Genomic DNA, 12693 nt, shown 5'->3' with positions numbered 1-12693 from the left:
CCCGAGACCCGCGAGAAGACCGCGTAGGCACTCGGAAAAGACGCCACCGGCGAAATACGGGAAATTCACACCACCCGCTCCTTGATGATTCCGTGGCGGGCTTGTGTGGATGGCGTGGCAATCAGCCGTGAAGTGTTGGCGTATAAGCCTGTCGGTACGGATTCTGACCGCTGATGATCCCGGAGAAGGCTTGCGGGGATATCTTCGGTGCAGTAACTAGGTGAATCATGAACTTGTTCAACCGCGGTGCGTCCCTGCGCCGCTCGGCTTCCGCCACATCCTCCCAACTCACCGCCGAACCAGAGGCCTTCGCCGCTTCCGGCCTGCAGGACCCCTCACTGGCGGCGCTGACCGGAGAGTGGATGATCGACCCGGCGCACAGCCGGATCGGCTTCTCCGTGCGGCACGCCATGGTGACGACGGTGCGCGGGGCATTCACGGAGTACCAGAGCCGGCTCTACTTCGACGGGCGGAATCCCGCGCGTTCGAAGGCGGAGATCGTACTGTCCACCGGCAGCGTCGACACCGGCGTGGAACAACGCGACGCCCACTTGGTGGGCCGTGACTTCCTGGACGCCGCGGCCTATCCGCGCATGCGTTTCGTGAGCACCGCCGTGGAACTCGCGGGCACCGACGTCTACCGCATGACCGGCGACCTCACCATCAGGAACGCCACCCGTCCCGTCGTCCTGGAACTCACCTACATCGGACGGGTCACCGACCCCTTCGGCTACGAGCGGGTCGGATTCGACGGGACGACCACCATCAACCGCTCCGAATGGGGCCTGACGTACAACGCCAGACTGGCCGAGGGCGGAGCCATGGTCAGCGAGAAGGTACGCCTCCAGTTCGACATCGCCGCCATCCGGTCCACGCCCGTCGGCTGACGGAGGGCCGGACGCACCGGTCACATCACCAGGAGTCCGGGTCGTCGGCGCCCGGATCGGTGAGCAGCGTCAGATGGGCCAGGTCCCCGGGCGGCGGGGTCGTCACCGACCACAGCGGTGGGGGGCTGCCATCGGCGACCGCGGCCGGGGCGTCGGTCAGGTTCATCCGCTCGCGCAGCCGGCCGTAGAAGTCCATCGGGCCCAGCCGGACCGCCCGCAGCCGGCGCGGCGCCGCGTACACGCCGATCCAGTCCCCCGGATCCAGCACGCCGCGCAGCTGGCCGTCGATGCTGACCGCGGCCTGCCCCGACCGCTCCAGCACGCGCAGCCCGACGGGCTCGTCCGGCGCCGTCACGACCGACCTGTCGAACGCCATGTGCGGGGCGACCGGCGTGAACACCAGTCCCTCGGCTCGCGGCGAGACCACGGGTCCCCCGGCGGCGAAGCTGTACGCGGTCGAGCCGGTCGGGGTCGCCACCAGCAGGGCGTCGGCGGAGTAGGACGCCAGGAGCCGGCCGGAGACATAGACCCCGACCGACACCTGACGGTCCCTGGACAGCTTCTCCAGGACGATGTCGTTCAGCGCGTAGACGTTCAGGGGGATGCCCCATTCGTCGTCCACCTGGCAGTCGGTGCGCACCCGGGGAGGCGGCAGGAGCGGCCCGCGACCGTACCGCATCAGCGCCTCCATCTCCGCCGGTACCTTCAGCCGGCACGAGGCGCGCAGGGTCAGCAGCATGCGGCTCTCCACGTCGACCCGGTCCTCCCGTACGGCGTCCAGGGCCGCGCGCACCTCCGCGAACGGCACCTCCGTCAGGAAACCCACCCGTCCCAGGTCGACACCGAGGACCATGGCGTCGTGCTCGGCGGCGAGCCGGGCGCCGCGCAGGAAGGTGCCGTCGCCGCCCAGCGTGACGATGAGGTCGGGATCACCGGCGGCGTCGACCTCCTCCCGGGCGCTGTGCCGCCCGCCGTCCCGCCACACGTCGATGTCCGCGCACGGCACGCCGTGTTCGGCGCACCACTCACGTACGGTGCGGGCGGCCTCCGCGGCTCTCTCACGCCCGCCGTGCACGACCAACCCGAGCCGGCTCACCGTCACGTCTGCCTCCCGAAAACCTCAGGAACGGCCACCAGTACACCGTAAGCGGCACACCGCCGCGGATGCCACGCTCGTCCTGGGCCGGCGGCTCGTGAGCGGTGACTCCCAGCTCCAGCTGTGGATCATGGACGCGGTGTCCCCCGGGCGCTGTGCCGGTCGCCGCGGTGACCGTCGGTGGCAGGTTCCGCCGGCCGCTGACCCCCGACGGGGCCGGCCAGGCGGCCGGCGCCCGGGCGAGGCCGCGGCCCGGTACCGTGCCGACGCAGGTCACCCGGCCCGCTCCGGGGCGGCGGGTGGTGACCGCGGGCCGGCGGCCGAAGTGGGGGTGGCGGTACTCGGCCAGTACGTCGGCATCGGTCACGGTGAGGCCGTCCACCCACCGGGTGGCGGTCGCGTCCTCGGGCAGCCGCAGCGGGCCGTCGGCCACGGCGCGGACCGGAATCTCGCGCCGCAGGTTGCCGAACTCGTCGTAGCCGACGCCCGCGGCTTCGGTGAGGCGGCCGGGCGCCGGTTCACGCCGGGTCCGGGCCTCGTGGTCGGCGTAGCCGGTGCGCGGGCCGAGGATCAGGTGGCCGCCCGCGTGGGCGTAGGCGGCGAGCCAGTCGAGCGTCGTGTCGTCGGTGGCTCCTCTCCGCGCCGCATGACTGCGCAGACATGTCTACGCAGTCATATGGGGGGCGCCAATACCTCGCGCGGTATTCGCGCTGGGCGGGCCCGGCTGGGGGCTCCGGCCGAACCGAGGACTGACTGGTCCACGTAGGGTCGCCCGGCTCGCCGGCGTCCGTGCGCTGATCACCGACTTCGAGGCTGCTCCCGCGTGGCGATCCACTTCCGTGTCGACGCCGTCGACGCGGGAGAAGGCGCCCTCGACCTCGGCAAGGTCCCATCACCCGGGACGCCCTCCCTGTCCAGCGGGTACCGCCCGGCTTCTCCCCCGTCGGCGACTGAACGGGCCGCTCAGCCGCCCGTCAGCAGCCGGACCGGGGTGCCGGCGAGGAAGGCGGTGATGTCCTCCACCGCTTGCGTGTAGAAGGTGCGGTAGTTCCGTTCGGTGACGTAGCCGAGATGCGGGGTGGCGAGCACGTTCGCCAGGGACCGCAGGGGGTCGTCGGCGGGGAGCGGCTCCGTCTCGAAGACGTCGAGCCCCGCCCCGGCGATCCAGCCCTCCCGCAGAGCGCGCAGGAGTGCCGATCGGTCGACGATGGGGGCGCGGGAGGTGTTGACCAGGAAGGCGTGCGGGCGCATGGCGCGCAACTCCGGCTCACCGAGCAGGCCGCGGGTGCGGTCGGACAGGACGAGGTGGACGGAGACGAAGTCGCTGCGGCGGAGCAGGTCCTCCTTGCCGGAGGCGAGTCGGGCGCCTGCGTCGGCCGCCCGTTCGGCGGTGAGGTTCTGGCTCCAGGCGAGGACCTCCATGCCGAAGGCGGTGGCGACACGGGCCACCCGGGACCCGATCTTGCCGAGTCCGAGCAGACCCAGGGTCCGGCCCTCGAGGTCCTGGCCCACGGTGGACTGCCAGGGGCCGCCCCCGCGCAGGGCCCGGTTCTCGGCGGTGACGTGCCGGGCGAGACCGAGGAGCAGCGCCCAGGTCAGTTCGACGGGCGGGGTGGAACTGCTCGCCGTCCCGCAGACGGTCACGCCCTGCGCAGCCGCCGCGGCGAGGTCGATGGAGGCGTTGCGCATGCCGGTGGTCACCAGCAGACGCAGCCGGGGCAGGCGGCGCAGGAGGCCGGCGTCGAAGGGGGTGCGCTCCCGCATGGCCACGATGATCTCGCAGCCGGCGAGTTCGGCCACGAGCCGGTCCCGGTCGGTGATGTGTTCGCGGAGCGTGCGCACCTCGACCTTGCCGACGAGGGCGCTCCAGTCCGCCAGGGTCAGGGCGACGCCCTGGTAGTCGTCCAGCACAGCACAGTTGAGGGTCATACGATCATTCTGCCGGGAGCACCCATATCCGTTCACAGTCGCTCTTTACGCGGCGCTTTCCTGAAGGTCGTACCATCCGACCGAGCACCATCGGTGGAGCGTTCGCCCACGCCTTCGACGCCGTCACCGGACCGAGCGTCCACACCGGCTGAACCACCGAACCAGCACACCGGAAAGAGAGATCCGCATGACCGCCGTACGTGGCACCACCGTCGACGTCCCCACCCAGGACGGCTCCGCCGACGCCTACTTCGCGTACCCGGACGACGGCGCCGCCCACCCCGCCGTGCTGCTCTACATGGACGCCTTCGGTCTGCGCCCGCAGCTCAGGACGATGGCCGACCGGCTCGCCGGAGCGGGCTACACGGTGCTGGTCCCCAACGTCTTCCACCGGCACGGGCGGGCACCGGTGTTCGCCCTGCCCGAGTTCATCAGCGATGCCGACCGGCCGGCTCTGTTCGAGCAGATCGTCCCGGTCGCGGGTGGACTCACCGGGGACGTGGTGGCCCGCGACGCCGCCGCGTATCTCGACTGGCTGGCCGCGCGTCCCGAGGCCGCCGACGGACCGGTCGGCGTGTCCGGCTACTGCCTGGGCGCCCGCCTGGCCCTGCTCACAGCGGGCGCCCACCCGGAGAGGGTGGCCGCCGCGGCCGGCTTCCACGGCGCGGGCCTGGCCACCGACGCTCCCGACAGCCCCCACCTGCTCGCCGACCGGATCACCGCGGAGGTGTACTTCGGCCACGCCGACCAGGACCCCTCGATGCCGCCCGAGCAGATCGAGCGCCTCGACAAGGCCCTCACCGAGGCGGGCGTCCGGCACCACAGCGACGTCTACGCCGGTGCCGACCACGGCTACACCATGGCCGACACCGACCGCTTCGACGCCGAGGCCGCCGAACTGCACTGGACCGTGCTGCTGGACCTGTTCGGCCGCACCCTCTGACTCACCGTCCCCCTCTGGCCGTTCCACCATCAACAGTCCGCAGGACAGCTCGCCGGACGACCCCGTCACGGGCGCCGGCGGCCAGGCCCGTGTCTCCTACGAGGACTACGCGGTCGCGCTGGTCGACGAGATCGACCACCCACGGCACCTCGACCGCCGTTTCAGGGTCGGCTACTGACAGGGACGCACGAGCGGCCGGACCCGCCCGTCCGCGGCGGATCAGCGCTCCGGCAGCTGGAGCGTGCGGGTCTCCCCGGGTGCGACGGTGACGGCCCGATCGGCCAGTATCACGCGGATCGGTGACTCCTCGGAGTCGGGCACACCGATCTCCAGCCGTCCGCTCCGGCGCCGGACGCCGACTCCCCAGTGACCGCGGTAGCGCAGCGAGAAGCCGTACTCGGAAAGCGCCGGGAGGGGGACCGGGTCCAGCCACAGCGCGTCCTCGCGGGCCTGAAGTCCCGTGAGGCCGCGCTGGACGAGATCGAGGGTCCCGGCCATGGCTCCGAGATGGATGCCCTCACCGGTCGTGCCGCCCTGGATGTCGGCGACGTCCGCCTCCAGGGCCTCGCGGACGTAATTCCATGCCTCGGCTCGTCTGGCCCTGGCGAGGACGAGGCCGTGGACGAGTCCGCTGAGCGTGGAGCCGTGGCTGGTGCGCCGGAGGTAGTAGTCGACGGTTCCGCGCCAGATCTCGTCGTCCAGGCCGTATCCGAGACGCCGGAACAGGCTCCGCAGCTCCCCGGGGGAGAACAGGTAACCGAGCATGAGGACATCGGCCTGTTTGGACGCCTTGTAGCGGTTGACCGTGTCACCCTCGGCCTCGAGGATCCGGTCCAGCCGCCGGATGCCGCCGTAGCGGGCCCGGTACGCCTCCCAGTCGAGCTCGGCGAGGTCGTCGTAGCCCTCGAACTGGCTGATGACACCCCGGTGGAAGGGCACCCGCAGCCGCCTGGAGACCTCGTCCCACTTCAGGAGTTCGCCGCCGTCCAGCCGCAGCCGGTCGAACAGCTCCTCCCGGTGCCACACGGGAAGCCGCCGTACGAGGTCCAGGGCGCGGGCGAGGACCCAGGCGGCCATGACGTTGGTGTACGCGTTGTCGTCCAGTCCAGGCAGGGCGGCGCCCGGGTAGCCGTCGTGGTACTCGTCGGGACCGACGACGCCCCGGATGCGGTAGCGGTCAGTGGCGGGGTCGAGGACCGCGACGTCCGCCCAGAACCGGGCGATCTGCAGCAGCGTCTCGGCTCCCTTGGTGTGCAGGAACTCGGTGTCCCCGGTGGCCTCGCAGTACTGCCACACGTTGTAGGCGACCGCCGAACCCACGTGGTGCTGCAGCCGGGACCGGTCGGGCAGCCAGCGCCCCGAGTGCGGGTTGAGATGCCATTGCGGGGTCTCCTCACGGCCGTCGCTGCCGCTCTGCCACGGGTACATCGCACCGGCCCGCCCGAGCTCGGCGGCGGCCCGGCAGGCCCGCGGGAGGCGGCGGTGGCGGTAGTTCAGCAGCGCCCGGGAGACCTCCGGGAAGCGCAGGTTGAGATACGGCAGGACGAACAGCTCGTCCCAGAAGACATGACCGCGGTAGGCCTCGCCGTGCAGCCCCCTGGCCGGGACGCCCACGTCCAGGTCCGCGGTGTGCGGGGACAGCGTCTGCAGGACGTGGAAGAGGTGGAAGCGCAGGACGCGGCCGGCCTGGCCGGGTACCTGGATGTCCGCCCGCCGCCACAACCGCTCCCAGGCCGCGACGTGGGACTCCAGCAGGGTGGGGAAGCCCGCCGCCGCGGACACCCGGTCGACCGCTTCCGCGAGCGGGTCGCTGATCGCCGTGTCGCGTGAGGTGTGCAGCGCCACGGTCTTCTCCACGGCGACGGGCCGGCCGGAGGCGACCGGCACCACCAGTCGGTGGACGGCGCGGCGGCGGGCGGGACGAAGCTCCGACGAGGCCGCGGTGGCGCCGGCCACGACCGTCCGGGCGGCCAGGGCGACACCGATGTCCGAGGCGCTGGTCCGGCACTTCAGCCAGACGGTGTGGGGTTCCCGCGCCGCCGTGCGCACACGGTTCACATGGCGGCGGTCCAGGGCGCGGTAGCGGTGCACGTTGCCGTTGATCACCTCTGCGTCGAGGGAGGACTCGATCTCGATCTCCCCCGACCAGTCCTCGGCCGTGAACACCGTCCGCAGCGCGGCCAGATGCGGGTCTCCCATGTGCACCAGGCGGGTCTGTTCGACCCGGAGCACGCCCGCCTCGTCGTCCCGGTGGCGGAAGGTACGGGTGAGCGTGCCACGACGCAGGTCGAGGGTGTGCCGGTGGTCGAGAAGGACATGTCTGTCCGGGGAGAACCACTGGCCCCACGCTCCCCCGGTGCGGCGCAGCCGGAACCGGAGAAGCAGCCAGTTCGGGAGGTTGACCAGGTCCTCGTTCACCACCTGCCGCCCCGCCACGGTCGACTCCAGGCGGTTGTAGCACCCGGCCACGTAGGTGCCCGGGCAGTGCACCAGGCTCGCCCGGCTCTCCGGTACCGCGCCCCGTGTGGCGAAGTAGCCGTTGCCGAGCGTGCACAGCGATTCACGCAGCCGCTCGGCGGCGGGTTCGTAGCCCGTCCACTCCCAGGTCCACTCCGTCATCCCTCAGACCTGCTGGGGGACGACGGCGACCGGGCACTGGCGTGGTGCAGCAGGGTGTGGGCGACCCTGCCCAGTTGCAGCCCGAAGTCACCTTGGCGCCGCCGCGCGCCGACGACGACGAGGTCGGCGTCGGCGGATGCCTCCAGCAGGACCCGATGGGCGGAGCCTTCCACCGGGTGACGGTGGACGACGACCCGGGGGTGCTCCGTCACGGCCTTTCGCAGGGCGTCGTCGAGGCCGGCGGAGGCCTGGTCCTCGCGCGACCGGGCGGCAGCGTCGGCGATCAGCATGTGGTTCAGGGGTTTATGGGCGGGAATGCGCCAGGCCCGCGCGGCCGTCAGGGCGCAGCCCCGCACCTCGGCCTCGCGGACGGCGAAGCGCACGGCGCCCGCGCCCCCGGCCGGCTCGCCGATGCCGACCACGAGCCGGCCGGGGGTTCCGCGCAGACCGGGTTCCGCTCCGCGCACGACGACGACCGGGCACACGGCACGCGCCGCGACCGCGAGGCTGACCGACCCCAGGAGCAGACCGGCGATCCTGCCCCGCCCACGAGAGCCGGTGACCAGGGCGAACGCCTCGGGTGCCGCTCGCAGCAACGCGGTCACGGCATCCTCGGGCAGTACCTCGCCCGACGCCTTCACCTCGGGATCGCGGAGCCCGACGGGTTCCGTGCAGGAGGCGACGACGTGCTCGGCCACGACCTCCTCGGCCGGGCGGGCGGTGCCGAAGGACGGCAGGGCTCCCTCGTGACGCTCCCACAAGGAGGCGTGCACCAGGCGCAGGGACAGTCCGTGCCGTGCCGCTTCGTCCACCGTCCAGTCGACCGCCCGCAGGCTGGAGTCCGATCCGTCGACGCCCACGACCAGCGGGAGTTCCATCGCCGCCACCACCCTGTGCATCCGGTTGCCGAACGGCCCCCTGTGAACACGGTCGCACCGCCGACGAACCACCGCGACACACGGACCGGCGAAACACGACCAGGTGGTGCGGACGCCGGTCCGGGCGGCCCGCCACCACCCGTTGATCACAAGGGCCACCCGGCGGCCTGGCGGGGACCCGGCCGGGGCGCACCCATGCCCTCGATGTCCCGCTCAGCGGCGCTCAGCAGCTGGTGCGCGAGGTCCACCATGGCCCGGCCCGCCGCGAGTTCGTCACCGATCTCCGGCACGTTCGCGTCCGCCGGATGACAGTGTGCGGATCCGTGTCCGGTGAGCGCCGTGGTACCGGTGTCCAGCACCGCGTGGGCCTTCGTCGTTCCGTCGTCGTCCTCGAAGAGGTGGAGGCGAACCTTCCACTCAGCCGTGTGCGACATCGCTTCTCCTCTGTCTGGCCACCTGTGCGCTCGATGCGCCACGGACATCGACCGCGAGTACGCCGCACATGCGCCGCGGAGGGGATTGGGGTACTCCTCGAAGGAGAGGGCACCGCACCCGGCACGCCCGCGACGTCCGCGGGACCGGGTTCCGGCGCCTACGACGATGGCCACGGGCCGGACTCCGGCAGGTGCCGGAAATGCTCCGCACATCCAGCTTGTGCGGTGTTGAACGACCGCGCTTGGGCCGTTCGGCCCTCCTGCGCGGCCGGACGGCGCCCGTCGGTGGGTGCTCCGCCCGGGGCGACGGTCGGCCGTGCGCGCGGAGCGGCAGCGGTCATGCGGTGAGCAGGTTCTTCACCTCGACCACGTCGGCGATGCCGTCGACCTCCGCCACCAGCCGGGCCGCCGTCGCCGGGGACATCCGCCCGGTCAGTTCCACCACGCCGTCGTGCACGGCCACCTCCACGCTGTCCCGGTCCCCCGGCGGGCAGCAGGCTGCGATCCTGGCCTCGGCCTCGGCCCGTATCCCGGCGTCGTCCCTGATGAGCACCTGCAGCAGCGCTTCCCGGCGTACGACGCCGACCAGTCGGCCCTCGCGGTCGGTGACCGGGATCCGCTTCAGCCGGGACAGCGCGGCGAGCCAGGCGGCCTCGGCGACGGTGGCACCGGGCAGCACCGTGATGGCCGGGCTGGTCATCAGGTCGGCCGCGGTCTCACCGCGGGCCTTGCCGTGCAGCCGCCGCTCGCGCAGCCTGCCGATGGGTCCGGGCCGGTGGCCGGAGGCCTCGAAGGCGACCTTCGCCAGCAGGTCGTTCTCCGAGACGACACCGACCACGTGGTCCTCCGCGTCCACGACCGGGACGGCGCCGACCTGCTCACGGGCCAGCAGACGGGCGATGTCCCGGTACGGCAGTTCGTCGCGGAGGGAGGCGGCGGGCACGTCCATCACGTCGCGCACCAGCGGCAGCCCGGGTTCGGGCGTGGGCTCCGATCTCGGCGTCCGGCCCGCCGGGGCCGCCGGGGTCCACTGGGTGCCGGCGTGTGCGGCCGCGGCCGTGGCCACGGCGCCCAGGTAGCGGACAAGCGTGTCCTGTCGTGGGGGCTGCCCGGAGCCCCGGGGGCGGGAGGGCAGGTCCCGCCGGGCCTCGGCGTCCGAGGTGAGGTTCTCGTGCTCGTTCACAGCGGCCTCCGGGTTCCGCCGCATCGCCTACGGTCCCATTCTTCCGCGCGTCCCGGCCCCACCCAAGCCGGACGGCCCGGGTGCGAGGGGGTGCCGGTAGCGCGGGGGTCGAGTACGCCCCCGGACCGGACGCCTTCGTCGGGCACCCGACGTCCGTGTACCGGCCGTGGAGTGGTCACCGCCGGTCTGTGGGAGGACGCTGGAGGGAGATCGCCGTAAGGGCGTGACCCCGTGGTGCGAGGCGCGCCCCCATGGTGTGACCGGTGCGAGGGAGGAAGCCATGAAGGTCGGAGTGCTGACCGGCGGCGGCGACTGTCCCGGTCTGAACGCGGTGATCCGCAGCGTCGTCCGCAAGGGCGTCCAGGAGTACGCCTTCGACTTCGTCGGGCTTCGGGACGGCTGGCGCGGCGCGCTCGGCGGCAGCGTCGTCCCGCTGGACATCTCCAGCGTGCGGGGAATTCTCCCGCGCGGCGGCACCATCCTCGGCTCCTCCCGCACCAACCCCTTCAAGCACGACGACGGCCCGCGCCGGGTACGGGACACCCTCGCCGCGCACGGCGTGGACGCGCTCGTGGTGATCGGCGGCGAGGACACGCTCGGTGTGGCCGCCGAGCTGAGCCGGCAGGGGGTCGATCTGGTCGGTGTGCCGAAGACCATCGACAACGACGTGTACGGCACCGATTACACCTTCGGGTTCGACACGGCCGTGGGCATCGCGACCGAGGCGATAGACCGTCTTCACACCACGGCCGAATCGCATATGCGCACACTCGTGGTGGAGGTGATGGGGCGGCACTCGGGATGGATCGCCCTGCAGGCCGGCGTCGCCGGCGGCGCGAACGCGATCCTCATCCCTGAACGGCCGTTCGACGTCGATCAGGTCTGTGCGTGGGTGCAGAGCCGATTCAAGATCAATTACGCGCCGATCGTCGTGGTGGCCGAAGGGGCCGTCCCCAAGAACGGGCAGATGGTCCTGAGGGACCAGACGGTGGACGAGTTCGGTCACGTCCGCCTGTCCGGTGTCGGCGAGTGGCTGGCGCGCGAGATCTCGCGGCGCACCGGCACGGACGCCCGCACCACGGTACTCGGCCACGTCCAGCGCGGCGGCACCCCCAGCGCCTTCGACCGGTGGCTGGCCACGCGCTTCGGGCTGCACGCCATCGACGCCGTCAGGGACGGCGACTTCGGCAAGATGGTGGCGCTGACCGGTACCCGCGTCGTCCGCGTACCCCTCACCGACGTCACGGGCCGGACCAAGAAGGTCGATCTGCCGCTCTACGACGAGTTCGAGGTGTTCTTCGGCTGAGCGCTTCAGTGACGCGAGAGGCATTGACGTCTGCGACGGGACTCCTATCATCCTGAGAGTCCGAAGTGCCGAGCACCGTTCGGGATTTCGGCCATTCTGTCAGGGAACGGCCGACCGCGACGCATCCCTCGGCTCCGCGACAACAGGCAAAGCGCGACGGCTCACCGCACCCGCATCCGCTCGTCAACCTGACCGAGGAGTCCGGCATGCCTGCGAACGCGCCACAGACTCGCCCTGTACGCCGGCTCCCTCCCCGCACGCGGTTCTGACGCCCCCTCCCGTCACCGCGCGAGAGTCACCCCCCACCACCGAAGGAGCTCACTCATGCCCGTCCGACCAGGCTTACGGCCCCTGCAGCGCGCCCTGCTCGCCACCGGAGCGGCCGCCGCGCTCAGCGCCGGCGTGCTCGCCGGCACCGCACCGGCCGCCCCCGCCGTCGCGGCCGCCACCTCGGCACCGTGCGACCTGTACGCCGCGGGCGGCACCCCTTGCGTAGCGGCGCACAGCACGACCCGCGCGCTGTACGCCTCCTACAACGGCCCGCTGTACCAGGTACGCCGCGCCTCGGACAACGCCACCCGGGACATCGGCGTTCTCAGTCCCGGCGGGGTCGCCAACGCGGCCGCGCAGGACTCCTTCTGCGCCCGCACGACCTGCCTCATCACCGTCGTGTACGACCAGTCGGGCCGGGGCAACCGCCTCACCCAGGCACCCCCCGGCGGCTTCTCCGGCCCGGCCGCGGGCGGCTACGACAACCTAGCCAACGCGACCGCGGCGCCGATCACGGTCGGCGGCCGCAAGGCGTACGGCGTCTACGTGGCCCCCGGCACGGGCTACCGCAACAACAACACCAACGGTGTCGCCAGAGGTGACCAGCCGGAGGGCATGTACGCCGTCCTCGACGGCACTCACTACAACGGCGGCTGCTGCTTCGACTACGGCAACGCCGAGACCAACAGCCGGGACAACGGCAACGGCACCATGGAGGCCATCTACTTCGGCAACATCAAGGTCTGGGGCTACGGCAGCGGCAACGGCCCCTGGATCATGGCCGACCTCGAGAACGGCCTGTTCTCCGGCGTCAACCAGCACTACAACGCGGGCGACCCGTCGATCAGCCACCGTTATCTGACCGCCGTCATCAAGGGCGGACCCAACCGCTGGGCCATCCGCGGCGGAAACGCCCAGTCCGGCGGCCTGTCCACCTTCTACAACGGGGTCCGTCCCAACGTGGCGGGCTACAACCCGATGAAGAAGGAGGGAGCCATCATCCTCGGCATCGGCGGCGACAACAGCCACGGCGCCGCCGGCACCTTCTACGAAGGCGTGATGACGTCCGGCTACCCCTCCGACGCCACCGAGAACGCGGTGCAGGCCAACGTGACGGCGGCGGGCTACGGAAGGTAGGTCACGGTTGC

Annotated in this window: 8 protein-coding genes and 3 pseudogenes; 4 read left to right on the top strand and 7 right to left on the bottom strand. The window is 71.9% G+C overall.

Annotation, left to right across the window (positions count from 1 at the left end; genetic code table 11):
* Positions 1-227: 227 nt before the first annotated feature.
* Entirely contained in the window at positions 228-887 is a 660-nt protein-coding gene (locus ACFYZQ_RS13840) for a YceI family protein (RefSeq protein WP_389146024.1), read from the top strand.
* Positions 888-912: 25 nt separating this feature from the next.
* Here the strand turns inward: ACFYZQ_RS13840 and ACFYZQ_RS13835 are convergent, their stop codons facing one another.
* The 3 genes and pseudogenes from ACFYZQ_RS13835 to ACFYZQ_RS13825 all read right to left on the bottom strand — a co-directional run bounded on the left by ACFYZQ_RS13835 (position 913) and on the right by ACFYZQ_RS13825 (position 3912).
* Positions 913-1989, bottom strand: a complete 1077-nt coding sequence (locus ACFYZQ_RS13835) for an NAD(+)/NADH kinase (RefSeq protein WP_389146021.1) — start codon at positions 1987-1989, stop codon at positions 913-915.
* Positions 1990-2091: 102 nt separating this feature from the next.
* Positions 2092-2608 (bottom strand): annotated as a pseudogene (locus ACFYZQ_RS13830) (beta-galactosidase trimerization domain-containing protein); the annotation flags it as partial.
* Between the two features lie 338 nt (positions 2609-2946).
* Complete coding sequence (locus ACFYZQ_RS13825) at positions 2947-3912, bottom strand: D-2-hydroxyacid dehydrogenase family protein (protein ID WP_389146018.1); 966 nt, start codon at positions 3910-3912, stop codon at positions 2947-2949.
* Between the two features lie 187 nt (positions 3913-4099).
* Here ACFYZQ_RS13825 and ACFYZQ_RS13820 point away from each other — a divergent pair, with 187 nt between their 5' ends.
* Positions 4100-4855 (top strand): dienelactone hydrolase family protein, encoded by a 756-nt coding sequence (locus ACFYZQ_RS13820; RefSeq protein WP_389146015.1) that lies wholly within the window; start codon positions 4100-4102, stop codon positions 4853-4855.
* Between the two features lie 219 nt (positions 4856-5074).
* On the opposite strand, the gene ACFYZQ_RS13815 is transcribed toward ACFYZQ_RS13820, so the two are convergent.
* From ACFYZQ_RS13815 to ACFYZQ_RS13800, 4 genes and pseudogenes are all read right to left on the bottom strand, one after another.
* Positions 5075-7474: a glycoside hydrolase family 65 protein gene (locus ACFYZQ_RS13815; protein ID WP_389146012.1), complete on the bottom strand. Its 2400-nt coding sequence runs from the start codon at positions 7472-7474 to the stop codon at positions 5075-5077.
* Between the two features lie 3 nt (positions 7475-7477).
* Positions 7478-8352: pseudogene (locus ACFYZQ_RS13810) on the bottom strand (universal stress protein).
* Between the two features lie 146 nt (positions 8353-8498).
* Positions 8499-8786 carry a DUF1876 domain-containing protein gene (locus tag ACFYZQ_RS13805; protein WP_389146009.1) on the bottom strand — a complete coding sequence of 96 codons (288 nt, stop codon included), beginning with the start codon at positions 8784-8786 and terminating at the stop codon, positions 8499-8501.
* 337 nt (positions 8787-9123) lie between these two features.
* The gene (locus ACFYZQ_RS13800; protein WP_389146006.1) at positions 9124-9969 is read right to left on the bottom strand and encodes a CBS domain-containing protein; all 846 of its coding nucleotides are present in this window, start codon (positions 9967-9969) and stop codon (positions 9124-9126) included.
* A gap of 280 nt (positions 9970-10249) precedes the next feature.
* Here ACFYZQ_RS13800 and ACFYZQ_RS13795 point away from each other — a divergent pair, with 280 nt between their 5' ends.
* Positions 10250-11275 (top strand): 6-phosphofructokinase, encoded by a 1026-nt coding sequence (locus ACFYZQ_RS13795; protein ID WP_389146003.1) that lies wholly within the window; start codon positions 10250-10252, stop codon positions 11273-11275.
* 324 nt (positions 11276-11599) lie between these two features.
* Positions 11600-12673, top strand: a pseudogene (locus tag ACFYZQ_RS13790) (arabinofuranosidase catalytic domain-containing protein); the annotation flags it as partial.
* Between the last annotated feature and the right edge of the window lie 20 nt (positions 12674-12693).

It is taken from the genome of Streptomyces sp. NPDC001843 (genome assembly GCF_042891955.1).
GTDB lineage: Bacteria > Actinomycetota > Actinomycetes > Streptomycetales > Streptomycetaceae > Streptomyces.
Note: the sequence above shows the minus strand (reverse complement) of the source record. Positions and strands in the feature narration are given on the sequence as shown.

Excerpts from the sequence above, each read along its gene's own strand:
- ACFYZQ_RS13840 (WP_389146024.1), top strand. The coding sequence starts at position 228 with ATGAACTTGTTCAACCGCGGTGCGTCCCTGCGCCGCTCGGCTTCCGCC.
- ACFYZQ_RS13825 (WP_389146018.1), bottom strand. The coding sequence starts at position 3,912 with ATGACCCTCAACTGTGCTGTGCTGGACGACTACCAGGGCGTCGCCCTG.
- ACFYZQ_RS13820 (WP_389146015.1), top strand. The coding sequence starts at position 4,100 with ATGACCGCCGTACGTGGCACCACCGTCGACGTCCCCACCCAGGACGGC.
- ACFYZQ_RS13815 (WP_389146012.1), bottom strand. The coding sequence starts at position 7,474 with ATGACGGAGTGGACCTGGGAGTGGACGGGCTACGAACCCGCCGCCGAG.
- ACFYZQ_RS13805 (WP_389146009.1), bottom strand. The coding sequence starts at position 8,786 with ATGTCGCACACGGCTGAGTGGAAGGTTCGCCTCCACCTCTTCGAGGAC.
- ACFYZQ_RS13795 (WP_389146003.1), top strand. The coding sequence starts at position 10,250 with ATGAAGGTCGGAGTGCTGACCGGCGGCGGCGACTGTCCCGGTCTGAAC.